Origin of the sequence: Pseudomonas orientalis (genome assembly GCF_001439815.1) — a bacterium.
Taxonomy (GTDB): domain Bacteria; phylum Pseudomonadota; class Gammaproteobacteria; order Pseudomonadales; family Pseudomonadaceae; genus Aquipseudomonas; species Aquipseudomonas orientalis.
This window is the reverse complement of sequence record NZ_JYLM01000001.1, coordinates 388596-412690: the sequence shown is the minus strand read 5'-3', so window position 1 is coordinate 412690 and position 24095 is coordinate 388596. Positions and strand designations below refer to the sequence as shown.

Below are 24095 nucleotides of genomic sequence, written 5' to 3'. Positions count from 1 at the left end.
TGCCGTTATTTTTATGAGCCCTCCATGAACCCGATCACCCACGCCCAGCTCGACTGGGACGACCAAGGCCGCCCGCACTCACGGACGTTCGATGACGTGTACTTCTCCGATAAATCGGGCCTGGAAGAAACCCGTTATGTGTTCCTTGAGCAGAACCGCTTGCAGGCGCGTTTTGCGGCCTTGCCGGCAGGCGGGCGCCTGGTGATCGGTGAAACCGGATTCGGTACGGGCTTGAATTTCCTGTGCGCCTGGCAGTTGTTCGACCAACAGGCGGTGGCCGGTGCCCGCCTGCATTTCGTCAGCGTGGAAAAATACCCGCTGAGCCATGCCGACCTGCAACGCGCCCTCGCCCTCTGGCCCGAACTGCAACCCTACGCCGAACAATTGCTGGCCCAGTACCTCGCCATCCATCAGGGCTTTCAGCGCCTGGTGCTGGACAATGGCCGTGTAACCCTGACCTTGTTGATCGGCGACGCCCTGGAACAATTGCCGCAACTGGACGCGCAAATAGATGCATGGTTTCTCGACGGCTTTGCCCCGGCGAAAAATCCCGACATGTGGACCGCCGAACTGTTCGCCGAACTGGCGCGCCTGGCCGCACCGGGCTCGACCATCAGCACCTTTACCAGCACCGGCTGGGTGCGCCGGTTGATCAATGCCGCCGGGTTCAAGATGAAACGCACGCCGGGTATTGGTCACAAGTGGGAGATCCTGCGCGGCGAGTTCCTCGGCTGGCCCGAGCAAACGCCCAGGCCCGCCGCCACTGCGCCGTGGTTTGCACGCCCGACGCCCCACGCTGGCGAGCGCCGGGCACTGGTGATCGGCGGCGGGCTGGCCGGCTGCTGCACGGCGGCCAGCCTGGCGGCATGCGGCTGGCAGGTGTGCCTGCTGGAACGTCACGCGGCCCTGGCGCAGGAAGCCTCAGGCAACCCCCAAGGCGTGCTGTACCTGAAACTGTCGGCCCACGGTACCGCACTGTCGCAGTTGATCGTCAGCGGTTTTGGCTACACACGCAGGCTGCTTGAACATCTGCAGCGCGGCGTCGATTGGGACGCCTGCGGCGTGCTGCAACTGGCGTTCAATACCAGGGAGGCCGAACGCCAGGCGCAACTGGCCGAGGCTTTCGCACCAGACCTGCTGCATCCGGTGGATGCGGCCCAGGCACAAGCCCATGCCGGCATCGCGCTGGAGCAGGGTGGATTGTTCTTTCCCGAAGGCGGCTGGGTGCACCCGCCGGCCTTATGCGAGTGGCAGGCCCGGCATCCGAATATCGAGGTGAAGCTGCATCAGGAGGCTCTGACCTTGCAACGCGTCGATGGCCGGTGGCAGGCCTGGGACGGCGACACGCCGATTGCCGATGCGCCCGTGGTGATCCTCGCAGGCGCCGCCGAAATCAAGCGCTTCCCCTTCAGCGCCGCGCTGCCGCTCAAGCGCATTCGCGGGCAGATCACACGCCTGGCGCAAACCGCGCAAAGCCAGTCACTGAGCACCGTGGTGTGCGCCCAAGGCTATGTCGCCCCGGCACGGTTGGGCGAGCACACCCTGGGCGCCAGTTTTGACTTCGCAAGCAGTGACCTCACGCCCACCCTGGCCGAACACGCCGACAACCTGGCGCTGCTGCGGGAAATCTCCCCGGCCCTGCTGCACGCGTTGCATCCCGACAGCCAGACGCTGGAGGCCCTGGAAGGCCGCGCCGCCTTCCGCTGCACCAGCCCGGACTATCTGCCCATCGTCGGGCCGCTGGCCGACGCCGAGGCGTTTGCACAGGCCTACGGCGTGCTGGCCCGGGATGCGCGACAGGTGCCCGACACGCCCTGCCCCTGGCTGGACGGTCTGTACATCAACAGCGGCCATGGCTCACGCGGCCTGATCACCGCGCCGTTATCCGCGCAACTGCTGGCGGCTTGGCTGGACAACGAACCGCTGCCCGTGCCGACCAGCGTCGCCCAGGCGTGCCACCCAAACCGGTTTGCCTTGCGCGAGCTGATTCGCGGCAAATCGCGCCACACGCCCTGAGCCTGCATTGACCGCGCGCAGCCCCTAGCGGATTTCGCACACGCCCAGTTCGTCAGCACGCATGGCGGCCAGGGTCAGCCGTTCGATCTCCGCCTGCGCGACCGTGCTGCGCTCGGCCAGAATACTGTCCATGCGCGATCGGTAATCCGCGTCGTTGAGCGTCAAGCCTTGGTCGAACACCTCTTGCATACGCGTCTCGAACGGCTCGTCCAGGCTCGCAAAGCGGGCGGCGTAAGCACGCTTGAGGTAATCCGTCCAAAACGGCAACTCGTTGAGGAACCGCAAGAGCTCAGGGGACACTTCGGCGGCCTTGACCTTGAGCTCGGCATCGCTAAGCGCCGCCGGGGTGACGCCACTCAGATTGGCGTAGCGCATATGCCTGGTCTGCCCGGGCAGATAGAACCGGCTTGCCAAACCGGTCCGCAGGGCCAGGCTGACCTCCAGGGGGTCGGTGCCCGGATGCTCGATACTGTGACTGCGCGCAATACTCTCCAGGCGATCAAGCCGGAACAAGCCTCGCCCCAGCGCCAGCAAGGGCCTCGCGGCGAGCCGCCCGCCCTCGACCAGCCTTCGCGCATCGCTGATCTCGGTCAATATCTCCAAGGCGCTGAAATTCACCGCAGCGCCATCATCGCAGTTGAACGGCGTGGCGGCACGTTCAAACACCTCGTCGGCCAGATCGGCGCGCTGGCTGCTCGCTTCAAGCACTCGCCACACACGTTGCGCCATATCTTCACGCACATACCGGCTATCGGCCGTACCTCCCAGCTCGGCCAGCAGCTTGAACAGTCCGTCACTGCGCGGCTCATCACTGAGCATCCGCCATATGACCTCTTTTTGCGCGTAGTCAGCCGCCCTTGTGTCAGGCATCCACAGTTCACGTGCGGCTTGCTCGTTCAGACGCGCTATATCATCTTCATAGAACCCCATGCCCACCCCGCGCCGGCGTCGATGTTCGAGCACTCTGATACGCATCGGGCCCGACAACGGGTTGTGGCGCAGGTTGATGACGTGGGCGAGCTCGCGAAATTCGTCGAACAGCCAGGCCGGCAGCTCGGTTATATCGTTCTGGCGCAGGTCGACGTGTTCCAGGTCGGTCAAACGCCGAATCTGCCCCGGGAAGGTCTTCAGCTTGCAGTCACGCAGAATCAATTGACGCAAGTACAGCATGTTGGCCACCCCGGGCGGGTCAATCAACGGATTGCCGGCCAGGTTGAGTATCTTGAGCTGCTTCAAATCCGCCAGCTTGGTACGGGTGTACTCCGTCAGCACCAATTGATTGCCGTCCAGATAAAGGGATTCGAGCTGTGACATGCTCGGGATGGCTGCCGGCAGGTGCTTCAGGCGGTTACCGGACAGGTCCAGGGACTTGAGTCCGGGGAAATGTTTGATGAAATAGGCCACCTCATCACCCAGCCCCATGTTTCGCATGCTCAGGTGGCGCACATGCTCAATAGTGAAGTCGGCCGGAAAAGCAGGCAGTGGCCCGCCGAGCATTTCGTCGAGTACCAGGCGGGCCCTTTCACCCAAGCCACTCATGCGACGCCAGCACGCCTCGATGCGTTGCGCCATGATCTTGCGACTCAACCGCGCGTCGGGCAATGCCCCCGAGATCTTGGCCAGCGCCGCTTTATCCTTGCGCCAGGTGGCGAGCAGCGAATGCAGGGTTTCGTATTGCGTGCGCAGCCGCTTGACTGCCTCGGCCCGCGCAAGATGATCCTCACCCAATGTTTCAATGAAACTCGACGCCTGGTCGGTATTGAACAACGGGAACAATTTCTTCACTTTGCGCACCAGTGAGCGCGGCTGCGGTGTGATGGCGGGCGGTGCGGCCTGCACGCACCCGTCGCGCCACGCAGGCAAGGACTCTTCGGCTGGCGCGCGCAGGTAACGGGCTATTTCTGCACGTTCATCTGCGACCCGCCAACGCAACTTCAATTGCAACTGCGAAGCACCAAGCTCGCCCGAAGCATAGATGCCCAGCCGGGTGCGCTGCGCCGCCCACAGCGTGCTCAGCAGCGCCTGGTAAAAGCCTGACGGGCCGGGCAGCGGTTCGTGCACAGGGCGACCCTGCTCGTCAAAGGCCTGATAGCCCCGTGCCGACTTGACCACCTTGTGCAACACGCTGGCCGAGGCACTTTCCTGCTTGCCCAGCAGGGCGCCATCCAGGCTCTGGTCATGCAACTGCACGCGCAGTTCCGCCGGCCAGCCGGGCAACCGACCCAGCAGGGCGACAGCCAGCCGCTCGGTCGACTCGGTTGCCAGTTGCGGCAAATAAAATCCTGCCACCGCACGGTCTTCCCTGAGTGTTTCCAGCGCCTGTACGGCACGCTGTGCCAGGCGCAGGGGCACCCGCCGGGCGTTGCGCAGATGCAGGCGTTCAACCGAGGTCGCCTGGGATACAAGCTCTTGGGCCATTGCCGTCGGCAGTTGCGGGAACTGATGTTTGAGTACCCCGGCACTGCCATGGGGGAGCGGGTCATCGTCGGCGTAAAGCTGCTCGAACAACTCGCCATGGTGTTGCTTGACCACCGACAGCAGACGGGCCGACAAGACCTTTTGTGCCTCGCCAGGCAGAACGCTTGCGCCCAGCAACTGCCGGCGCTCCTGCGGACTCAGTGCCTCAAGCAGGGTGAGCATTAGCTGACCCTCCTTGATTTGCTGTTCGCTGACGTGAATGCTCAAGTCCTCATAGTCAAACGGAGCCGTGTCGGGGAACCGTCGGAGCAAATAGCCTTCTTCGTCCAGCAACTCGAAAAAACGTCCTTTTGGCCAGCCCTCCAGCAAGGGCAATGCAAGCATTTGCAGGCGCGCCGTAGCAGGCGAGGTATGGCTCTGGAATTGCAACTGCCAGATCAGGTCGCGAATCAGTTGCTCCTGCCGCCAGCGAGCGACGCTGTCGCCCAGTCGTTGCGGCAGTGCCAGGTTGTGCTCGGCCAACTGCCGCAACCACGGCAACTGACTGTTGGTTGTGGTGACGATTTCATCCAGTCGACCATCCGGCAGCGACTTCAGGCTCGGCGCCAACCGTTCCAGCACATACGCCGGACTGTGCCACTGCTCCACCTGCTCGGACTGATGGCGCCAGCCGCCGGCGCCGTTGTGCTCCAGCAGCGGGCTGTAGGCCGACGCGCGCGCAGGATGGAGCACTCGCCAGCGATTGAGCGCGGCATCGAAATACACCCGATAAACCGCGCCATCAATCGCCGCGTAGGAACGCCCGCGATGTTGGTAGATACCGCGGTAACCGGGCTTTGCGAGCACCTCGCCGACATCGCTTTGCCGATACGGCTGCAGGTCACGCCTCCAGAGCCGTGAGCGACCACTGGGTAATTGCACTGGGTCAAACTGCTCGAAAAAAGCTGCCGAGGAGGCGCGTGTGCGGGTGAACATCGTCCCTACGACCTTGCTCCCTGCCGCCAGCAGCATCATCGAGCCGATGCCTTCGGCCACATTGATCAAGTGCGTCAATGCATCAGTTTTATGTTGATGCCGCCAATCCTGGACGCCTTCGTAAACTTCCCCGAGCAGTTGCCCGACCCCCACGCCCAACATCAACTGCCCCAGGCCGGGTACGAAAAAACCGGCGATATTGGCCAACGTCAACCCCAGGTCGACATAGCGTTCAAGCAGTGCCGTACGAGCCTCTTCGTCCACTTCCGCCACGGGCACGGCCAACACCCTGGCGTCCAGTTGCGCCTTGCCGATATAGGTATCGGAGAAAAACCGCGACAGGCTGACGGCGACCGACACTGCCTCCAGCGTTTCCACCGCATTGCGTTGATCGAAGCGTACAAAGAAATCCGCGCGCTCGGACTCATCCAGATAACCTTTGAAAAACTCGCGATAGGCCGGTATCTGCAGGCTGGAAGACAGGTAATGCTCGAACGCTGCGAGGGTGTCGTACTCAAACCAGGGCCGTTGCGGCTCATTGGGCATGTACACCACGCAATGCCCAGTGGGCAGGCTGTGCAACGCGCCACCGGAAAACACCAACACACTCCACGCGCACGCCTGGTCGACATTCAATCCCTGCCAGGTCACCGGCCGCCCATTCATCGGCAGGTCCTTGATGGGCGGAGCCTGGCCATTACCTCTCAACACCTTGAGCATCAGCTCGCCAGTCGTCGCGCTCACATGCCCCTTGCCCACGGCCATATGCAGGTCCAGGCGCATGTCGCTCAACTTGAGAGCGCCGATGCTCCTCGCCACCGGCCCGTCGGTATTCGTTGCCGACACGTCGCGCGGAGCCGGCAGGTCAAACACCTCACGCAGATGCCATTGATAGGCGCCGCCCAAGTCCAACTCGCGACAGTAACGTACAAACTCCAGGGCGCTGAGGGAATCGACTTCCAGGCCTGAAGCCGCGCTGCGAATCAATGCGCCAATTGCCAGGCCATTGGTCTGCGCGCGTGCGGCACTGAAGTTCTGCATGGCGGCCTGCAACAGGGTGTGCTTTTCCAGGGTTACCGTTATCGTCATTGGCCCCAGCAGGTCAGGGTTGAGGTTCGTCATCGTGCGATGCGGCATCTCCAGCACATCGTTCTGCACATCCAGCGTGTGTCCCTTGGACAAGAGAAAGGCTTCAAGGCGTTCGGTGCAAAATTCATCCAGAGGCTCCAGGGTTTTTAACTGTGAGCCGACCAATTCCCGTAGCGGCGCGCCGTCCTCATGGGCCTGTCCAATCCCGACCAGTGTTTGCGGATCGGCCTGCACCAGCCAACCCGGCAGGATATCGATGAGCGTCTGGGCAATATCCAGATCCTGAGTCATCTCCAGTAACTGACGGGGCAGTTGCGCACTCAGTTGGGGGCCGATCACTTCGCTTACCTGCGTCATGCCTCCTCCCTGGGCGCCAGCCCGCCGAAACGGCTTGATCCGTGTTGTGTCGTCATGGGTAACCTTCCTTGATAGCACTCAATAAGTGACGCTCCAAGATAGGCCCATCGCGACCACCGAAGGGTTCGAATACTCGCTGGATCCAGCCCGTTAATGACCCGTAATTTGCGTCCAACCTCGACCTGTCTACCACCCCGACGACGCGGGCCACACCCGCCGGCGAGCGCTAGACACAGCCTGACCGAATGCCGACTTATAACTTATCGTTCTAAAACTCCCGCAGTGTGCCTGGGTCAGTTTCTGGGTACGCGCCCCTTTCGGGCGTATTGAGTATTGACCCTCCCCAACGGAAAAACCGGTAAGGAACTTATGTGTGGACTAGCTGGCGAGTTACGCTTTGATCATCAACCTGCCGACCTGGCAGCCGTGGAACGCATCACGCATCACCTCGCCCCCCGTGGCCCCGACGCCTGGGGCTTTCATGCCCAGGGGCCGATTGCCCTGGGCCATCGTCGCCTGAAAATCATGGACCTGTCGGACGGCTCCGCCCAACCGATGGTCGACGCCCACCTGGGGCTGTCCCTGGCCTTCAATGGCGCGATCTACAATTTCCCGGAACTGCGAAAAGAGCTGGAAGCCCTCGGCTACGCCTTCTATTCCGGTGGTGACACCGAAGTGCTGCTCAAGGGCTATCACGCCTGGGGCGAAGCGCTTCTGCCCAAGCTCAACGGCATGTTTGCGTTCGCCATCTGGGAACGCGACGCCCAGCGTCTGTTCATCGCCCGCGACCGTCTGGGCGTGAAGCCTTTGTACCTGTCGCGCACCGGCCAGCGCCTGCGCTTTGCCTCGGCCTTGCCGGCCTTGCTCAAGGGCGGCGATATCAACCCGATCCTCGATCCGGTGGCGCTCAATCACTACCTGAATTTTCATGCCGTGGTGCCAGCACCGCGCACGCTGTTGGCGGGTGTTGAAAAACTGCCGCCGGCGAGCTGGATGCGCATCGATGCCAGCGGCAAGACCGAACAGAAAACCTGGTGGACCCTGCCCTACGGCCCACACGAGGACGAAAAACACCTGACTCTGGAAGACTGGACCGATCGCGTACTCGACAGCACCCGCGAAGCCGTGGCGATCCGCCAACGCGCGGCCGTCGATGTCGGCGTGCTGCTTTCCGGCGGCGTCGATTCGAGCATGCTCGTCGGCCTGCTGCGCGAAGTAGGTGTCGACGATTTGTCGACCTTCTCCATCGGCTTTGAAGACGCCGGCGGCGAGCGCGGCGACGAGTTCCAGTATTCGGACCTGATCGCCAAGCATTACGGCACCCGTCACCACCAGTTACGCATCGCCGAAAGCGAGATCATCGAGCAACTGCCGGCCGCGTTCCGCGCCATGAGCGAGCCGATGGTCAGCCATGACTGCATCGCCTTCTACCTGCTGTCGCGGGAAGTGGCCAAGCATTGCAAGGTGGTGCAGAGCGGACAGGGTGCCGACGAGCTGTTCGCCGGTTACCACTGGTACCCGCAAGTGGATGGCGCCAGCGATCCGTATGCGGCTTATCGCGATGCCTTTTTCGACCGCAGCTACGACGACTACGCCGCCACCGTCGCGCCGAAATGGCTGACCGCCAACGACGCCGCCGGGGACTTCGTGCGCGAACACTTCGCGATGCCGGGGGCTGATGCCGCCGTCGACAAGGCCCTGCGCCTGGACAGCACCGTGATGCTGGTGGACGACCCGGTCAAACGCGTCGACAACATGACCATGGCCTGGGGCCTGGAAGCGCGTACACCGTTTCTCGACTACCGCCTGGTGGAACTGTCGGCCCGCGTGCCGGGCAAGTTCAAGTTGCCCGACGGCGGCAAGCAGGTACTCAAGGAGGCCGCGCGCCGAGTGATCCCCAGCGAAGTCATCGACCGCAAGAAAGGCTACTTCCCGGTGCCGGGCCTCAAACATTTGCAAGGCGACACCCTGAACTGGGTACGCGAGTTACTGCTGGATCCGAGCCAGGACCGTGGCCTGTTCAACCCCACCATGCTCGACCGCCTGCTGACGGACCCACAAGGCCAACTGACCCCGTTGCGCGGCTCCAAGCTGTGGCAACTGGCGGCGCTGAACCTGTGGCTCAGCGAACAAGGAATCTGATCGATGAAACCTAACGCCGCGGCGTACAGCCAACGCTTGATCAAGGGCCAGGCGCCGACCTACGAGCGCCTGCAGGCCCGGCTTGCCGAAGACGGCAGCGCCCAAGGCCCCGAACCGATTGCCGTGCACTGCGGTTGGGGGCGTCTGTTGATCGGGCACACCTTCCCCGACCCGGCCAGCCTCGCCCAGGAACTGCTCAACGAACAACCCGGCGAGCGCGATATCGCGCTGTATGTGGCCGCGCCCCAGCAGATCCTCGGTATCGATCCGCAGCAGCTGTTCCTCGACCCTTCCGACACCCTGCGCCTGTGGTTCAGTGATTACCGACCGGCCACCCGTGTGTTTCGCGGCTTTCGTATCCGTCGGGTGCAAAGCGAGGCCGACTGGCACGCGGTGAACCTGCTGTATCAGGGCCGCGGCATGCTGCCCGTCGACGCCGAGCGCTTGACGCCGCGCCATCAAGGCGGGCCGGTGTACTGGTTGGCCGAAGACGAGGACAGCGGCGCGGTGATCGGCAGTGTGATGGGCCTCAATCACCAGAAAGCCTTCCACGATCCGGAAAACGGTTGCAGCCTGTGGTGCCTGGCGGTAGACCCGCGATGCACCCGGCCCGGCGTGGGTGAAGTGCTGGTGCGCCACTTGGTGGAGCACTTCATGAGCCGTGGCTTGAGCTACCTGGACCTGTCGGTGCTGCACGATAACCGCCAGGCCAAGAGCCTCTACGCCAAGCTGGGTTTTCGTGCGTTGACCACGTTCGCCATCAAGCACAAGAACGGTATCAACCAGCCGCTGTTTCTGGGGCCCGGGCCGCAGGCGGGGTTCAATCCTTACGCGCGGATCATTGTCGAAGAAGCGCATCGACGTGGCATCGATGTACACGTAGACGATGCCGATGCCGGCCTGTTCACCCTCAGCCACGGCGGGCGCCGCGTGCGCTGCCGCGAGTCGTTGAGCGACCTGACCAGCGCCATCAGCATGACCCTGTGCCAGGACAAGAGCCTGACCCACAAGGTGCTCAAGGCCGCCGGATTGAAGCTGCCTGCACAACAGCTGGCGGGCAGTGCCGATGACAACCTGGAGTTTCTCGACGAGCACCAGCGTATCGTGGTCAAGCCGCTGGATGGCGAGCAGGGCCAGGGCGTGGCGGTGGATCTGCACACCATCGAGGAGGTGCAGCAGGCCATCGAAGCGGCGCGCCAGTTCGACAGCCGGGTACTGCTCGAAAGCTTCCACGAGGGCCTGGACCTGCGCATTCTGGTGATCGGTTTTGAAGTGGTCGCCGCTGCGATTCGCCGCCCGGCCGAGGTGATCGGTGACGGTCAGCATTCGATTCGTGCCTTGATCGAAGCGCAAAGCCGACGGCGTCAGGCCGCCACCGATGGCGAAAGCAAGATCCCCCTGGACGCGGAAACCGAGCGCACCCTCAAGGCCGCCGGCTACGACTACGACAGCGTGTTGCCCCGTGGCGTGCAACTGGCCGTGCGCCGCACCGCCAACCTGCACACCGGCGGATGCCTGGAAGATGTCACCGCTATTTTGCATCCGACCCTGGTGGATGCCGCCGTGCGAGCGGCCCGCGCCCTGGATATTCCCATGGTCGGCCTGGACCTGATGGTGCCCGCCGCCGACCAGCCCGAGTACGTCTTCATTGAAGCCAATGAACGGGCCGGCCTTGCCAACCATGAACCGCAACCTACCGCTGAGAAGTTTGTGGATTTGTTGTTTCCACACAGTCAGCCGGCCACCTGACCACCGATCGCTCCCACGCTCCGCGTGGGAGTGCAGCCGTGACGCTCTGCGTCACCACAGCGGACGCAGAGCGTCCCTGGAGGCATTCCCACGCGGAGCTTGGGAACGATCGCCCTCAACTCATCAGGAGTTTCCATGACCCGAACAATCCCCGAACCCGACCTCGTCTACCTGCAAAAAGTGCTGCTGGAAATGCTCGCCATTCCCAGCCCCACCGGCTTCACCGACACCATCGTGCGCTACGTCGCCGAACGCCTGGAAGAACTGGGCATCCCGTTTGAGATGACCCGGCGCGGCACGATTCGCGCGACCCTCAAGGGCCAGAAAAACAGCCCTGACCGCGCCGTCTCCGCGCACCTGGACACCATCGGTGCCGCCGTGCGCGCGATCAAGGACAACGGCCGCCTGACGCTCGCGCCGGTCGGCTGCTGGTCGAGCCGCTTTGCCGAAGGCAGCCGCGTCAGTCTGTTCACCGACAACGGTGTGATCCGCGGCAGTGTGTTGCCACTGATGGCCTCCGGGCACGCGTTCAACACCGCCGTGGATGAAATGCCGGTGAGCTGGGACCATGTGGAACTGCGCCTGGACGCCTACTGCGCAACGCGTGCCGATTGTGATTCCCTGGGGATCAGCGTGGGTGATTACGTGGCGTTCGACCCACTGCCTGAGTTCACCGAAAGCGGCCACATCAGCGCACGTCACCTGGACGACAAGGCCGGCGTCGCCGCCCTGCTCGCCGCGCTCAAGGCCATCATCGACAGCGGCGAACCGCTGCTCATCGACTGCCACCCGCTGTTCACCATCACCGAGGAAACCGGCAGTGGTGCCGCCGCCGCCCTGCCCTGGGATGTGAGTGAGTTCGTCGGCATCGACATCGCCCCGGTCGCGCCGGGCCAGCACTCCAGCGAGCATGCGGTAAGCGTGGCGATGCAGGATTCCGGTGGACCCTATGACTATCACCTGTCACGGCATTTGCTGCGCCTGGCGGCGGATAACGACCTGCCGGTGCGCCGCGATCTGTTCCGCTACTACTTCAGCGATGCGCATTCGGCGGTCACCGCCGGGCATGACATTCGCACCGCACTGCTGGCGTTCGGTTGCGACGCCACCCACGGTTACGAGCGCACCCATATCGACAGCCTGGCGGCGCTGAGTCGGCTGCTCGGCGCCTATATCCTCAGCCCACCGGTATTTGCCAGCGATGCGCAACCGGCACAAGGCTCCCTGGACCGCTTCAGCCATCAGATCGAACATGAGACGCAAATGGAGAGCGATACCCGGGTGCCGTCGGTGGACAGCCTGGTCGGGCACAAGTCCGATGCCGGCAACAGCTGATACGGCAAACGCCTGATACTGGCAACATAGGTCCCGGCACAGTAGCATCGCCGGGACTTGACCTCTGAGGCTTATATGCTGATTCCCTACGACGCGCTTGAAGTCGACACCCTGACCCGCCTCATCGAAGATTTCGTCACCCGCGATGGCACCGATAATGGCGACGACACGCCGCTGGAAACCCGCGTACTGCGCGTGCGCCAGGCACTGACCAAAGGCCAGGCGCTGATTGTGTTCGACCCCGAGAGCGAGCAATGCCAATTGATGCTCAAGCACGATGTGCCCAAGCATCTGTTTGATTGACCGCGCGTACTAAGGCATGGACTCCGATTGGGCCAGTGCCTTTTGGCGCTGCTGTATTTTCTGGTAGATCTCGGCGCGGTGCACCTTGACCTCGGCTGGCGCGTCAATGCCAAATTTCACGTGAGAACCATTGATTTCAAGAATATGCACGGCGATGCCATCGCCGATCGACAGGGTTTGGCCGACGAGGCGGCTTAAGACCAGCATGGCGGTTGTCCTTTTGGGTGACAGGGCCATGACCATGCGCGAATGCTGGAACAGCAGCAATGGCTCGCGGCCAAATCAGGCGTTACCTACGCAGACTGGTAATTTCCCTGACAGACCGCGCCTGGTTTTAAGCTTTTATGGCCTGCGCCTTGGCGCGCATTTTGTCGGCCATCAGCGTCATCTCGTCATACAGCAATTGCGGGTTTTTCTGTTTGAGCGTCCACGCCATCCGTCCCTGCTCGTGGGGAAGAATCATGAACTCGCCTTCGCTCACGCGCTGATAAATGTAGTCGGCGATGTCCGTCGCCGAGATTGGCGAGCTCTCGAGCAACTTGCCCACCTGCGCTTTCATCGCCGGTGTCGGCCCACGAAATGAATCAAGCAGGTTGGTCTGGAAAAACGACGGGCAGACCACATGTACGCCGATTTCCTGCTGCTTGAGTTCCACCAGCAGGCTTTCCGACAGCGCTACAACGCCGGCCTTGGCCACGTTGTAGTTGCTCATGGCAGGCCCCTGCATCAGCGCAGCCATCGAGGCGATGTTGATGATGCGGCCCTTGCTCTTTTCCAGCAGCGCCAGGAACGCCTTGCAGCCCTTGACCACACCCATCAGGTTGATTGCGATCTGCCAGTCCCAATCCTCGAGCGACAGTTCGGCAAAGAACCCACCGGAGGCCACACCGGCGTTATTGACGATCACATCGATGCCGCCCAGCTTCACTTCGCACGCCTGCGCCAACGCGGTGAGCTGGCTGTAGTCACGCACATCGCAGCGCTGGGTGAAACCGTCGCCACCGGCGTCGCGCACTAACCTCAGGGTTTCCTGCAAGCCGGGCTCGCTGACATCCGACAAGGCCAGCTGCCAACCCTCACGGGCCCAGCGCAGTGCGATTTCACGACCCAGACCGGACCCGGCGCCCGTGATCATCATGCGGTTTTGCATAGGAAGTAGCCTTGTGGTTCACGATTGAAGTGATCGGCAGTGTAGCGAAGGTTGTTGCGCCGCCCACGCACCATCAGAGTGATGAATGCCCCAGGCAAACCGCGGGCTCGGTCGGATACTTGCGTATAGCCTAAGTTCAATCTTTTTCAACTAACATTGCGCATTTGCGCAGGTGTTAAAAGAAATAAGCGAGCAAGCGAAATGCTTTAAAAAAATAAGGAATTTTTTATCAAATGACAGAGTCGGAGTTGGTAAGCCGTCCATTATCAGATGGACGAGACTCCCGCTGAATAACCGGTCTTTACAGAAGGCCTATAAGGAATAAAACCATGAGCCTGATTCTGATCATTATCCTGATTCTCCTGTTGGTCGGTGGCCTGCCAGTGTTCCCGCACTCGCGTAACTGGGGTTATGGCCCGTCGGGTATCCTGGGTGTGGTACTGGTGGTTCTGCTGGTGCTGTTGTTGCTCGGCAAGATATAAGCCCCGTCCAAGGGTAAAAAAAAGAGGCCTCAATGAGGCCTCTTTTTTATTGCAGGTTTATCAGTCCGGCTTACCGTCCACTACACCTGCGGTGTTATCCAGCAGGCTCTTGGTAGCGGTTTGCAGGAACGACTCGAGTTTCTGCTTGAGTGCCGCTTCGTCCGGCGATTCAGCGATGACCTTGCCGGTCGGATTGGCGCCCAGTTCGTATTGCCACAACTTCGGTGGCATTTCCTTGGGCAGGACCAGTACGCGGTCCGCCGTCAGCAAGGCCACGGTCTGGTCGCTGCCCGATGGCTTGATCACGCCGAAGCCCTTGTCGCCTTCCGGCAGGTTCAGCAGGTCACGGCCCCAGCACTGGTGCAGGGTGTCACCGCCGAGGCGGCCCATGATGGTCGGCACGATATCAATCTGGGTGCCCACGGTGTGGTCACGCTCGCCGAATTTTTCCTGCATGCCCGGTGCAATCATCAGCATCGGCACGTTGAAACGGCCCAGGTCCATCTCGGTGATCTGCTGCTCGTTGCCGAAGCCGTGGTCGCCCACCACCACGAACAGGGTTTCCTTGAAGTACGGCTCCTTGCGGGCCTTCTCGAAGAATTGACCCAAGGCCCAGTCGGAGTAACGCATGGCCGTCAAATGCTCGTTGAGGCTGCCACGGTCGGTGACCGGCTCAACCGGCAAGGGCGTCGGCAACGCGTATGGCGTGTGGTTGGACAGGGTTTGCAGCAGGGCGTAGAACGGCTTGCCGCCTTCGCGGGCTTTGAGTTCTTCCAAGCCACGGTTGAACATGTCCTGGTCGGACACGCCCCAGGTCGGGTCGGAAAACACCGGGTCGACGAAGTCATTGCGGCCGATGAAGTTGGTCATGCCCTGGTTGCTGAAGAAGCCCGACTGGTTGTCCCAGGCGAAGTCGCCGTTGTAGACATACACATCGTCAAAATCACGCGCACTCAGCAGCTGCGGCAGGCCCGACAGCTTGTGGCTGCCCTCGGGGGTCTGCATCAGGTATTCGAAGCCAGGCAGGTTCGGAAAGCACGCCATGGTGGCGAACATGCCCTGGTGGGTGTGGGTGCCGTTGGAGAAGAAGCGATCGAACAGCAGGCCTTCCTTGGACAGTTTGTCGAAGTACGGCGTGATATTGCCCGGACGGCCCAGGGCGCCCACCGAGTGACCGGCGAAGCTTTCCATCAGGATCACGACCACGTTCTTGATCGGCAGCGTCTTCTCGGCCGGCGGCGTGAAATCACGGCGTACGGCGGCAGTGTCGGTATCCACCAGCTTCTCGCTCGGCAGCAGCAGCATGTCACGCACGGTCTGGGTGGCCAGCGGTTGTTCCAGGGTGGCTTTCCAGACGTTGTCGCGATGGGCGGAGAAACGCGCCTTGGCCGCGCCGATCAACGACAGCGTACCGTTCAGGCCCAGCTGGTTGGCGAAGTTCGAGTCGGTGGTGTACACATCGCCCCAACGCAACGGCGGGCCCTGGCGCAGGGTGCCACGGATGGCGACCACGGCGACCAGCAGGCACACCACGAACACCGCAATGCGGCTGTACCACGGCGCCACCTGGCGCGTACCGATGCTGCCGCCACTGAACGGGCCGCGCGGGCGCGTTGCGCGGTCGGCACCCTTGAAGGCCATGCTCAGGATCAGCGTGCCCACCGCCCAGGCCAGCAGGTAGCGCACCACCGGGAAGCCATACCAGAGCATGCTCACCACGGTTTTCGGGTCTTCCTTTACATACTGGAAGACCAGGCCGTTGAGGCGCTGGTGGAACTCGCGGTAGAAGTCCATCTCCATCAGGCCCAGGAACAGCGCGATGCTGGACGCGACGGTCAGCCACAGCCGGAAGAACCCGCGCGCCGCCATCGCCCGTACGCTGAACAAGGCCAGCAGCAGCGGGACCAGCAGGTACATCACCAGGCGGATATCCAGGCGCAGGCCGTTGGCGAACGCTTCCAGGAAAGTCGAGGCCGGTGTGTCGAGGATCATCTCGCGGTTGTAGACCAGCAACGCCAGGCGCAGCAGGGAGAACATCACCATCATGACCAGTGCGCAGAGCAGCGTGTACGCCAGATGGGATTTGACGGTCGGTTGCAGCAGGCGATTTGAAGCTCGCTGCTGATTCAGGGCGTCCGGGTTTGCCATGTCGTTTTAGGACCCATTGGAAGTTGAAGTTGCGAAATAATGCAGTGGCGTGCGCCCTCGCCCAGGCTGGCCGGGGTGGGCGGTTAACGCGGTGGGGCAAATGGTGCCCGATCAACGGCATCAACGCTATAGATTACTGAACGTGCGCCACTGCCCTGCCTTCAGTGCACCAGGGGATGGAGCCTTGGCAGAGGAACAAAGCGGGCGAATTGTCTTGGACGGGATGTGAAAATTTCGTACAGCGAATACTTTCGACACACAAATTCAGCGGGTGTAATCAAACCCATGTGGGAGGGGCTTGCCCCCGATAGCGGAGGGTCAGCAACAGATACAGTGCTGACCCACCGCCAATCGGGGGCAAGCCCCCTCCCACATTGACTGACTGAGTGACGCGTTAGATCCGCACGTTACCGCGTGGCCCGGCAATCGCCCAGATGATCAGGCCCAGGACCGGCAGCAGCAGGATCAACAGAATCCACAACACCTTGGCGCCCGTGCTCGCGCCGCTTTTGAACACGTTGATGATCGCCCAGATGTCCAGTGCGAGGATGATCAGGCCAATCAGGCCATTGAAAGTCGAACCCATGGTGTCGCTCCTAAGTGAGGGCATGCCCTTGTAGGATAGTCAGCCCTGGCGGGGGTTCCGTTTTATTTAGACGTGAACGGCAATCTTCAGGGCTTCCAGCGACGGCGCGGCCTTGATGCCAGCCTCGGCGCACAGTGCCAGCACGCGCGGCAGATCATTGCCGAACACCAGGACGGCCTGGATGTCGTCATCGAGCGGTTGGCTGAAGTTGAGCAGCACATAGCCACCGTCTTCCGGGCTCAGGGCGCTCATCTGGATCTGGATGCGATTGAGCGCCGTCAGGTCTTCGGTCTTGGCCAATTGCTTGGGCTTGAGGTTGAACGCCACCCCCGGGCCGAATGAGGCAACGATCTGGGCAAACAGGTCCGCATAGGTATCGGCCTGGAACAGCACAGTCTCCGGCAAGCTGCCGACCACCACCCACTCCCCCAGGGCAATCGGGAAGCTGTCGTCGTAGTTGATATCCGGATTGGCCGCCAGAAAAGCCGCAGGATCTGCGTAGGCCTGGGCCGCTTCGTCAGCGATGCGTGCCACTTCATCCTCGCCCATGATGCCGGTACTGATTTTGCTGATGAGGTCGACGAGAGCGGTTTGCATGGGCGAGTCCTGTGGCGGGCGGGTTTTCGAGGGCGCGTAGCCTACACCAGTTTTTGCAACGCCGCTGCCGTGTCCACCGCCCCCATGGTCTGCGCCGCCGCCAGCGCCGTTGCGCCCTGGGCATCGGTGGCCCTGGGGTTGGCACCCTGGACGAGCAGGTAGTCGAGCATTTCGACGCGGTTGAACATGGCGGCCATCATCAACGCGGTGCGCCCGTCCGAAGACGCCGCTTCAACCGGGGTGCCGCCTTCGATCAGCGCCTTGACCACGGCCAGGTGGCCCTTGAATGCCGCGCCGGCAATTGGCAGTTGGTTCTTGTCGTTGGCGATCAGGGGATCGGCCTTGAACTCCAGCAGCACTTTTACCGCCTCGGCGTGGCCATGATAGGCGGCGAGCATCAACAGCGTGTCGCCATTGTGGTTGCGAAAGTTGGCCGGCAAGCCTTTGGCCAACAGTGCTGCGAGCATGGCGGCGTCGCCCTTGCGGGCGACGTCGAAGACTTGCTCGGCGAATTCGGCGGCTTCGTCATCGGTCATTTGTTTGGGCTGGGTCGACATGTAGGGCTCCTTTCTGATGCTTTATATGGCGCCCAGTGTCGCGATGGAGTTCCCTGCTGTCATGGCTTTTTTGTCAAAAGCGGCCATAGGCAGAATCAATAGTGCAGGCCGTTACCGACCGCCAATGGCCTGGATGGAATTTATCCGGGAAACATATGGTCTTAATCGGTAGGAAAAGAGCGGTTGCACGTGGGAATTAACCGCCTGGATAACGCAAAATGCAGGATGTACGATAGCCTTTCATGCAAATTGCACGAAAACGAAAATTCCTATAATTTTTAAGCTGCTGATTTATAACGATTTTTTAGAATATTCAATACTGGCACAATCGCTGCACCTATCACTCCATGCTTGCCAACTTGAGCCAATGGAGCTGATAGACATGAGCCTGATCCAAGATAAATTCGCTTCGGTATTTTCCAACTACGACGTCACCACCCAACCACGTCCGGACGGCGGCATCCTGTTGACCCTGCGTAACAGCGAAGGCAAACAGGTCAAGCGCTCGATCTCGTATCAGCAGCTGCACACCGCCGACCAACTGACCTGGGTAATCAGTGCCATCCGCCGCGATCTGGCTGAACAAGCCAGCGAGCTGCCGCAAATTTCGATGCTGCAAAGCCAGAACCGCTTTGCCCTGCCGACCTACCATTCGGCATAAGCTCCAGTTTAAAAAGAAGGGCCGCGACGCCGTTGAGCGTCGCGGCCCTTTTTTATGCCGTCAGCACAGTCCCTGACGCGTTGATCGTTCCCTCGCTCCGCGTGGGAATGCATCCCGTGACGCTCCGCGTCACCCTTGCGCAAGTGCCGGATGTTGCATTGAAAGCGGCACGCGGAGCGTCCTCGGCGGCATTCCCACGCGGAGCGTGGGGACGATCTTGTGCCTGGTTGAGCGTCGCGGCCTTTTTTTATGCCGTCAGCACAGTCCTTGACGCGTCGCCTCATTCATCGCCTGCACCCGGTTATTCACATCGAGCTTGCCGTAGATATTGCGCAGGTGGAATTTAACCGTGGCCTCCGACGTGCTGCGAATCCTGCTCATCTCCCAAATGGTCTTGCCCTCGGAGGCCCATCGCAGAATCTCCAGTTCAGTCTTGGTGAGGGGCTTGCCGAGCAGACTCAAGCGTCGTCTGATGACCGTCGGCACAATTTCCAACGGGTGAGATATCTCCTCTGGGCGACTCATTGCTCTCTCCTTTTTATATGCCGATGCGCTGCCACTCTTCGGATTCTTCCTATTGACAGGCGCCATGAACATTGAACAAAGCGAGAGTTACACAATCTGAGCAATGAGAAACCAAGGCTGAGGATAAACAGCCAAGCCCTACAGGTATTTAGGCTTCTTCCCACAACAAATTCCAACTTGCCTGGGTTGAACCTTTAAAAGATTTGTTTTAATCGTCCAATTTCGCAGCACCACGGGCGATGTCATTGCCCGTCAACTTCACCATCGAGCCCTCGACGGTGTTGAACAAATGCAGCAGCACACAATAAGGATGCTCGCCCATGTCGAACCAATGGGGCATGTCGGCGGGCACGATCAGCAGATCGTTCTTCTCACACCGCACGCCGTAGACATACTCGCCAATGCGCAACGAGCACAGTCCCTGGCCGGCGACGAAAAATCGCGCCTGGTCCTCACCACAGGTGTGTTCATCCAGGCGTTCGGCCTGCAGCGCTTCTTTGGCGTGATCACCGGTGATGCTGATCACCTCGGCGCGCGCGTAGCCAAGCGCGTCGATCTGCGTCTGATACGCCGCAATCAGTTGCGCCTCACTGGCGCCCTTTTCAAGTGTGCCGGGCTGCCAGCATTCGAAGCGCACGCCGTGTGCGGCCAGGGTCGACTGAATGTCATCGAAGTGGGTCAGCACCTTGTTCGGGGTGCCCGGTGTAGTGAGGTCATAGACAGCGACATAGCTCATTGCACGACTCCTTTGTTCGGCTCTTGCAATCGAAGGCCAATGATAACGGCGGCAGCGAGCGCCGCGATGCTGGCAATACTGAACGTCAGCGTGGGCCCCAGCAGGTTCCAGCTATAACCGGCATAGAGCGCGCCCAGCGCACCGCCGGTGCCGGCCAACGCGGCGTAAAGCGCCTGGCCCTGGCCTTGCTGACGATCACCGAAACTGCGCTGCACGAAGGCGATGGCCGCCGCATGGAAACTGCCGAACGTAGCGGCATGCAGCACTTGCGCCAGCAACAGTACCCAGAAAAACTCGGCAAATGCGCCGAGCAGCAGCCAGCGCAGCGCCGCCAACAGGAAACTGGCCAGCAGCACCCGGCGCACCGAAAAGCGCGCCAGGATGCGACTCATGCCCAGGAACATCAACACCTCCGCGACCACCCCGAGGGCCCACAACAAGCCAATCACGCCACGGCTGTAGCCCAGGTGTTCGAGGTGCAGCGTGAGAAAGGTGTAATACGGGCCATGGCTCATCTGCATCAGCGCCACACAGGCATAGAACGCCAGCACGCCGGGGTGGCGTAACTGCCTGAGAAAACCGTCGCCGGCCAGGCGCTGGCCGTGGCTGGCGGGATGCGCATTCGGCACCCACAGACTGGCGCCGATGATACCGGCCATGATCACCACGACCACCACCGGGTAGATATCCACGCTCAGCCATTCAAACAGACGCCCCATGATCACGACAGTGAGGATAAAGCCGATGGAGCCCCACAAGCGGATCTGGCTGTAGCGCGACGTCTGTTGCTGCAGATGAGCCAGGGTGATCACTTCAAACTGCGGCAGTACCGCATGCCAGAAGAACGCATGCAGGGCCATGACCAGCGCGAGCCAGGCGTAGGTCTGGCTGACGAAAATCAACGAGAAACTCAGCAGCGTGCACACCGCGCCAAACCGCACGATGGCCAGGCGGCGGCCGGTGTAGTCACCCAGCCAGCCCCAGAGGTTGGGCGCCACGCAACGCATCAGCATGGGAATAGCCACCAGCTCGCCGATACGCGCGCTGGAAAAACCCAAGTGATCGAAGTACAACGCCAGGAACGGCGCCGTCGCCCCGAGCAGGGCGAAGTAGAACAGGTAGAAACTGGAGAGGCGCCAATAAGGGAGGGCTGTCACTGTCAGCCCGTCACAGCTGGCCCAGCACCGGCGTGCTCACTTGCACATCGGCATTTTGTCCACGGTTGCGCAGCAGGTGGTCCATCAACACGATGGCCATCATCGCCTCGGCAATCGGTGTGGCGCGGATGCCGACGCACGGGTCGTGGCGGCCCTTGGTAATCACGTCGACCGGGTTGCCGTGCACATCGATCGAGCGCCCCGGCGTGGTGATGCTCGACGTGGCCTTGAGCGCCAGGTGCGCAACGATCGGCTGGCCCGAGGAGATGCCACCGAGGATGCCGCCGGCGTTGTTGCTGAGGAAACCCTGCGGGGTCATCTCGTCGCGATGCTCGGTGCCACGCTGCGCCACACAGGCGAAACCGGCGCCGATTTCCACGCCCTTGACCGCATTGATGCTCATCAGCGCGTGGGCCAGTTCGGCATCGAGACGGTCGAAGATCGGCTCGCCCAGGCCAGGTTTCACGCCCTCGGCCACGACGGTGATCTTCGCACCGACCGAGTCCTGATCGCGGCGCAACTGGTCCATGTAGGCTTCCAGTTCCGGCACCTTGTCCGGGTCGGGGCAGAAGAAGGCATTGTCTGCGACGCTGTCCCAGGTCTTGAACGGGATTTCAATCGGGCCGAGCTGACTCATGTAGCCCCGAATGACGATGCCCTGGGTCGCCAGGTATTTTTTCGCAATGGCACCGGCCGCCACGCGCATCGCGGTTTCGCGAGCCGAGCTGCGGCCACCGCCACGGTAGTCGCGCTCACCGTATTTGTGATGGTAGGTATAGTCGGCGTGGGCCGGGCGGAACAGGTCCTTGATCGCCGAGTAGTCCTTGGACTTCTGGTCGGTATTACGGATCAGCAGGCCGATGGCGCAACCGGTGGTGCGGCCTTCGAACACCCCGGAGAGGATCTCGACTTCGTCGGGTTCCTGGCGCTGGGTGGTATGGCGACTGGTGCCGGGCTTGCGGCGGTCCAGATCACGCTGCAGATCCTGCACGGACAGCTCGAGGCCGGGCGGGCAGCCGTCGACAATGGCGACCAACGCCGGGCCATGGCTTTCGCCCGCGGTGGTGACAGTGAACAGCTTGCCGAAGGTATTGCCGGACATGCGGAGCGCTCCGTGAAATCAGTTGAATCAAGTCAACCGTAATAACTTAAGGCGGCCAGTATACGCAGGCTAACCGACTAGTTCATCCTCGAAACCTTACCGGTAGACGTTGGTCCAACCGGCACCTCTCCAATGATGGCGCGATGATGCTGCGAGTTCTGCTGTTCACCCTCACCCTGTTTACCGTTGCGGCCCAGGCCGCTTCCCCTGTCGTGCTGCAACGGCCCATCAGCCTGGACACCGGCAGCGGTGAGCTGTTTGGCTCGCTGCTGTTGCCGCAGTCCGACCAACCCGTGCCGGTGGTGCTGATCATCGCCGGTTCAGGCCCCACCGACCGCAACGGCAACAGCGCCGACGGCGCGCGCAACGACAGCCTCAAGCGCCTGGCCTGGGTGCTGGCCCGACACAATATCGCCAGTGTGCGCTATGACAAACGCGGCGTGGCCGCCAGCCTTGCCGCGACCCCGGATGAACGCAACCTGAGCCTCGACGCCTACGTGGCCGACGCTGTGGCCTGGGGCAAGTTGCTCAAGGCCGACAAGCGCATGGGCCCGCTGATTGTGCTGGGCCACAGCGAAGGCGCGCTGGTCGCCGCCCTCGCCGCGCCGCAGTTGAACCCGGCCGGGGTGATTTCCTTGTCCGGCAGCGCGCGCCCGGTCGACCAGGTGATTCGCCAGCAACTGGCCGATCACCTGCCCCCTGCCCTGTTGCTGCGCAGCAATGAAATTCTCGATCACCTCAAGGCCGGCCAGGTCGATGACGATGTGCCACGCCCGCTGGAAGGTATTTTCCGACCCAGCGTGCAGCCCTATCTGATCAGCCTGTTCCGCGCCGATCCGTCTGCTGCCTTTGCCCGCTTGAGCATGCCGGCCCTCATCATCCAGGGCACCAACGACATACAGGTCGGCGTAGGCGATGCCCGGCAACTGAAACAGGCCAAGCCCGACGCACAGTTGACCGTGATCGAAGGCATGAACCACGTGATGCGCATCGTGCCCAACAACGTCAAGCAGCAACTGGCCTCCTACAACGACCCCAAATTGCCCCTCGCCGCCGAACTGGGCGAGCGGATAGTGCGCTTTATCGACGGACTTGAACCCCGTTAACGGCAATTTGCCTCCAGTCCTGAGGAAAGCGGCCGATAAGCTCAGGGTCGACAGTAAAAAGACTGTCGGCCCGCAGGGCTTGGACAGGATCGCGCCGCATGACAACCACAGAAGCAATACCAGAATCCACCGCCGACACCCCGGCTGAAACCGAAGCCGCCGCCGCTGCGGCGCTGCCGTGGGCGGACGTGCACGCCGAACATTTCAAGATGCTGCGCCTCGCCCCGTTGGCCATAGACCGTGCGACCGGCGCGCGACCCTTGCGGTTTGTGCAGTTCGGCTACGCCGAGCGCCATGACTCGCATCACAGCCTGTTGCGCATGGTGATCCAGTTGCCCGGCCAGCGCGTACGGCGCGAGCAGAACCAGCTGGATATCTGGGTGGATCACGATAAACATCGCGTGCACTTCGGCCCGGGCAACAGCCTGGAAATCGAACCGGCGAACCGTGGTCTTGGCCGCTTCCTGGTGGCCCAGGCCGCTGCGTGGGCCAAGAAGAAGTGGTCACATTACCGCGTCGATGGCGTGGACCTGGCCAACAAGGACGCGCTCAACGAAGCCACGCGCCTGCGCCGCGATCACTTCCTGCGCATCCAGGGTTTTGACGTGGCCTATGCCGACGTGCAACACCTCAAGGGCAACGTACAGCCGGGCAAGGTCAGCGATGTGCTGGACAGTTGGAACACCGAGAAGGTGCAATTCGTGGAAATCCTCGAAGCTGCGCAAATGCTGCAACAGGCCGAGCACAACCTGGCCGAGCAGGAAGTGAAGCTGCGCAAGGAAGAGGAAAAGGTGCTCAAGTTCAAGCGTGAGGACAGCGGGTTGCGCTTTACCATCACCTGCCTGGTGGCGTTTACCGTGTTTCAGGCGGGGCTTCTGATCTGGATTGCCACGCACCGCTAACA

At 61.7% G+C, this 24095-nt stretch carries 20 protein-coding genes; 9 read left to right on the top strand and 11 right to left on the bottom strand.

Going from position 1 to position 24095, the window contains the following annotated elements; genetic code table 11:
* Nucleotides 1-24: 24 nt before the first annotated feature.
* On the top strand, nt 25-2016 hold the full coding sequence (gene mnmC / locus TU82_RS01835; protein WP_057721432.1) for a bifunctional tRNA (5-methylaminomethyl-2-thiouridine)(34)-methyltransferase MnmC2/FAD-dependent 5-carboxymethylaminomethyl-2-thiouridine(34) oxidoreductase MnmC1: 1992 nt from the start codon (nt 25-27) through the stop codon (nt 2014-2016).
* A 24-nt stretch (nt 2017-2040) separates the two neighbouring features.
* Here mnmC and TU82_RS01830 read toward each other — a convergent pair whose 3' ends face one another.
* Entirely contained in the window at nt 2041-6855 is a 4815-nt protein-coding gene (locus tag TU82_RS01830) for an NEL-type E3 ubiquitin ligase domain-containing protein (protein WP_057721431.1), read from the bottom strand.
* Nucleotides 6856-7224: 369 nt separating this feature from the next.
* Between TU82_RS01830 and TU82_RS01825 the strand changes: the two genes are divergently transcribed.
* The 4 genes from TU82_RS01825 to TU82_RS01810 all read left to right on the top strand — a co-directional run bounded on the left by TU82_RS01825 (nt 7225) and on the right by TU82_RS01810 (nt 12384).
* A complete protein-coding gene (locus TU82_RS01825; RefSeq protein WP_057721430.1) occupies nt 7225-8997 on the top strand; it encodes an N-acetylglutaminylglutamine amidotransferase in 1773 nt (590 codons plus the stop codon).
* Between the two features lie 3 nt (nt 8998-9000).
* Nucleotides 9001-10746, top strand: coding sequence for an N-acetylglutaminylglutamine synthetase (gene ngg / locus TU82_RS01820; RefSeq protein WP_057721429.1), 1746 nt, complete (start codon nt 9001-9003; stop codon nt 10744-10746).
* A 135-nt stretch (nt 10747-10881) separates the two neighbouring features.
* Nucleotides 10882-12081 carry an osmoprotectant NAGGN system M42 family peptidase gene (locus TU82_RS01815; RefSeq protein WP_057721428.1) on the top strand — a complete coding sequence of 400 codons (1200 nt, stop codon included), beginning with the start codon at nt 10882-10884 and terminating at the stop codon, nt 12079-12081.
* A gap of 75 nt (nt 12082-12156) precedes the next feature.
* The gene (locus tag TU82_RS01810) at nt 12157-12384 is read left to right on the top strand and encodes a YheU family protein (RefSeq protein WP_003192759.1); all 228 of its coding nucleotides are present in this window, start codon (nt 12157-12159) and stop codon (nt 12382-12384) included.
* A gap of 9 nt (nt 12385-12393) precedes the next feature.
* Here the strand turns inward: TU82_RS01810 and csrA are convergent, their stop codons facing one another.
* Both csrA and TU82_RS01800 read right to left on the bottom strand, forming a co-directional pair.
* Complete coding sequence (gene csrA / locus TU82_RS01805) at nt 12394-12591, bottom strand: carbon storage regulator CsrA (protein ID WP_057721427.1); 198 nt, start codon at nt 12589-12591, stop codon at nt 12394-12396.
* Between the two features lie 127 nt (nt 12592-12718).
* Nucleotides 12719-13534, bottom strand: a complete 816-nt coding sequence (locus TU82_RS01800) for an SDR family oxidoreductase (protein WP_057721426.1) — start codon at nt 13532-13534, stop codon at nt 12719-12721.
* A 329-nt stretch (nt 13535-13863) separates the two neighbouring features.
* Between TU82_RS01800 and TU82_RS27470 the strand changes: the two genes are divergently transcribed.
* The gene (locus TU82_RS27470) at nt 13864-14016 is read left to right on the top strand and encodes a DUF3309 family protein (protein WP_003192767.1); all 153 of its coding nucleotides are present in this window, start codon (nt 13864-13866) and stop codon (nt 14014-14016) included.
* A gap of 60 nt (nt 14017-14076) precedes the next feature.
* Here TU82_RS27470 and TU82_RS01795 read toward each other — a convergent pair whose 3' ends face one another.
* The 4 genes from TU82_RS01795 to TU82_RS01780 form a co-directional block, all read right to left on the bottom strand.
* A complete protein-coding gene (locus tag TU82_RS01795; protein WP_057721425.1) occupies nt 14077-16164 on the bottom strand; it encodes an LTA synthase family protein in 2088 nt (695 codons plus the stop codon).
* Between the two features lie 394 nt (nt 16165-16558).
* Nucleotides 16559-16750 (bottom strand): PLDc N-terminal domain-containing protein, encoded by a 192-nt coding sequence (locus tag TU82_RS01790; RefSeq protein WP_003172956.1) that lies wholly within the window; start codon nt 16748-16750, stop codon nt 16559-16561.
* A gap of 66 nt (nt 16751-16816) precedes the next feature.
* Complete coding sequence (locus TU82_RS01785; protein ID WP_057721424.1) at nt 16817-17347, bottom strand: hypothetical protein; 531 nt, start codon at nt 17345-17347, stop codon at nt 16817-16819.
* Between the two features lie 41 nt (nt 17348-17388).
* On the bottom strand, nt 17389-17904 hold the full coding sequence (locus tag TU82_RS01780) for an ankyrin repeat domain-containing protein (protein WP_057721423.1): 516 nt from the start codon (nt 17902-17904) through the stop codon (nt 17389-17391).
* Between the two features lie 382 nt (nt 17905-18286).
* On the opposite strand from TU82_RS01780, the gene TU82_RS01775 reads away from it, so the two are divergent.
* Complete coding sequence (locus tag TU82_RS01775; RefSeq protein ID WP_003172952.1) at nt 18287-18565, top strand: DUF3509 domain-containing protein; 279 nt, start codon at nt 18287-18289, stop codon at nt 18563-18565.
* 255 nt (nt 18566-18820) lie between these two features.
* Here TU82_RS01775 and TU82_RS01770 read toward each other — a convergent pair whose 3' ends face one another.
* The 4 genes from TU82_RS01770 to aroC form a co-directional block, all read right to left on the bottom strand.
* Nucleotides 18821-19090 (bottom strand): response regulator transcription factor, encoded by a 270-nt coding sequence (locus TU82_RS01770; protein ID WP_057721422.1) that lies wholly within the window; start codon nt 19088-19090, stop codon nt 18821-18823.
* A 208-nt stretch (nt 19091-19298) separates the two neighbouring features.
* On the bottom strand, nt 19299-19826 hold the full coding sequence (locus TU82_RS01765; protein WP_057721421.1) for an acireductone dioxygenase: 528 nt from the start codon (nt 19824-19826) through the stop codon (nt 19299-19301).
* Nucleotides 19823-20983, bottom strand: coding sequence for an MFS transporter (locus tag TU82_RS01760; RefSeq protein ID WP_057721420.1), 1161 nt, complete (start codon nt 20981-20983; stop codon nt 19823-19825). The genes TU82_RS01765 and TU82_RS01760 overlap by 4 nt, the downstream gene beginning before the upstream one ends.
* A 10-nt stretch (nt 20984-20993) precedes the next feature.
* Nucleotides 20994-22085: a chorismate synthase gene (gene aroC / locus TU82_RS01755; protein ID WP_057721419.1), complete on the bottom strand. Its 1092-nt coding sequence runs from the start codon at nt 22083-22085 to the stop codon at nt 20994-20996.
* 143 nt (nt 22086-22228) lie between these two features.
* Here aroC and TU82_RS01750 point away from each other — a divergent pair, with 143 nt between their 5' ends.
* Both TU82_RS01750 and TU82_RS01745 read left to right on the top strand, forming a co-directional pair.
* A complete protein-coding gene (locus TU82_RS01750) occupies nt 22229-23191 on the top strand; it encodes an alpha/beta hydrolase (RefSeq protein ID WP_057721418.1) in 963 nt (320 codons plus the stop codon).
* 98 nt (nt 23192-23289) lie between these two features.
* A complete protein-coding gene (locus TU82_RS01745) occupies nt 23290-24093 on the top strand; it encodes a hypothetical protein (RefSeq protein ID WP_057721417.1) in 804 nt (267 codons plus the stop codon).
* The last annotated feature ends 2 nt before the right edge of the window (nt 24094-24095 follow it).

What these genes read in the sequence shown, in the direction of transcription:
- mnmC (WP_057721432.1), top strand. Translation starts at nt 25, where the DNA reads ATGAACCCGATCACCCACGCCCAGCTCGACTGGGACGACCAAGGCCGC.
- TU82_RS01830 (WP_057721431.1), bottom strand. Translation starts at nt 6,855, where the DNA reads ATGACGCAGGTAAGCGAAGTGATCGGCCCCCAACTGAGTGCGCAACTG.
- TU82_RS01825 (WP_057721430.1), top strand. Translation starts at nt 7,225, where the DNA reads ATGTGTGGACTAGCTGGCGAGTTACGCTTTGATCATCAACCTGCCGAC.
- ngg (WP_057721429.1), top strand. Translation starts at nt 9,001, where the DNA reads ATGAAACCTAACGCCGCGGCGTACAGCCAACGCTTGATCAAGGGCCAG.
- TU82_RS01815 (WP_057721428.1), top strand. Translation starts at nt 10,882, where the DNA reads ATGACCCGAACAATCCCCGAACCCGACCTCGTCTACCTGCAAAAAGTG.
- TU82_RS01810 (WP_003192759.1), top strand. Translation starts at nt 12,157, where the DNA reads ATGCTGATTCCCTACGACGCGCTTGAAGTCGACACCCTGACCCGCCTC.
- csrA (WP_057721427.1), bottom strand. Translation starts at nt 12,591, where the DNA reads ATGCTGGTCTTAAGCCGCCTCGTCGGCCAAACCCTGTCGATCGGCGAT.
- TU82_RS01800 (WP_057721426.1), bottom strand. Translation starts at nt 13,534, where the DNA reads ATGCAAAACCGCATGATGATCACGGGCGCCGGGTCCGGTCTGGGTCGT.
- TU82_RS27470 (WP_003192767.1), top strand. Translation starts at nt 13,864, where the DNA reads ATGAGCCTGATTCTGATCATTATCCTGATTCTCCTGTTGGTCGGTGGC.
- TU82_RS01795 (WP_057721425.1), bottom strand. Translation starts at nt 16,164, where the DNA reads ATGGCAAACCCGGACGCCCTGAATCAGCAGCGAGCTTCAAATCGCCTG.
- TU82_RS01790 (WP_003172956.1), bottom strand. Translation starts at nt 16,750, where the DNA reads ATGGGTTCGACTTTCAATGGCCTGATTGGCCTGATCATCCTCGCACTG.
- TU82_RS01785 (WP_057721424.1), bottom strand. Translation starts at nt 17,347, where the DNA reads ATGCAAACCGCTCTCGTCGACCTCATCAGCAAAATCAGTACCGGCATC.
- TU82_RS01780 (WP_057721423.1), bottom strand. Translation starts at nt 17,904, where the DNA reads ATGTCGACCCAGCCCAAACAAATGACCGATGACGAAGCCGCCGAATTC.
- TU82_RS01775 (WP_003172952.1), top strand. Translation starts at nt 18,287, where the DNA reads ATGAGCCTGATCCAAGATAAATTCGCTTCGGTATTTTCCAACTACGAC.
- TU82_RS01770 (WP_057721422.1), bottom strand. Translation starts at nt 19,090, where the DNA reads ATGAGTCGCCCAGAGGAGATATCTCACCCGTTGGAAATTGTGCCGACG.
- TU82_RS01765 (WP_057721421.1), bottom strand. Translation starts at nt 19,826, where the DNA reads ATGAGCTATGTCGCTGTCTATGACCTCACTACACCGGGCACCCCGAAC.
- aroC (WP_057721419.1), bottom strand. Translation starts at nt 22,085, where the DNA reads ATGTCCGGCAATACCTTCGGCAAGCTGTTCACTGTCACCACCGCGGGC.
- TU82_RS01750 (WP_057721418.1), top strand. Translation starts at nt 22,229, where the DNA reads ATGATGCTGCGAGTTCTGCTGTTCACCCTCACCCTGTTTACCGTTGCG.
- TU82_RS01745 (WP_057721417.1), top strand. Translation starts at nt 23,290, where the DNA reads ATGACAACCACAGAAGCAATACCAGAATCCACCGCCGACACCCCGGCT.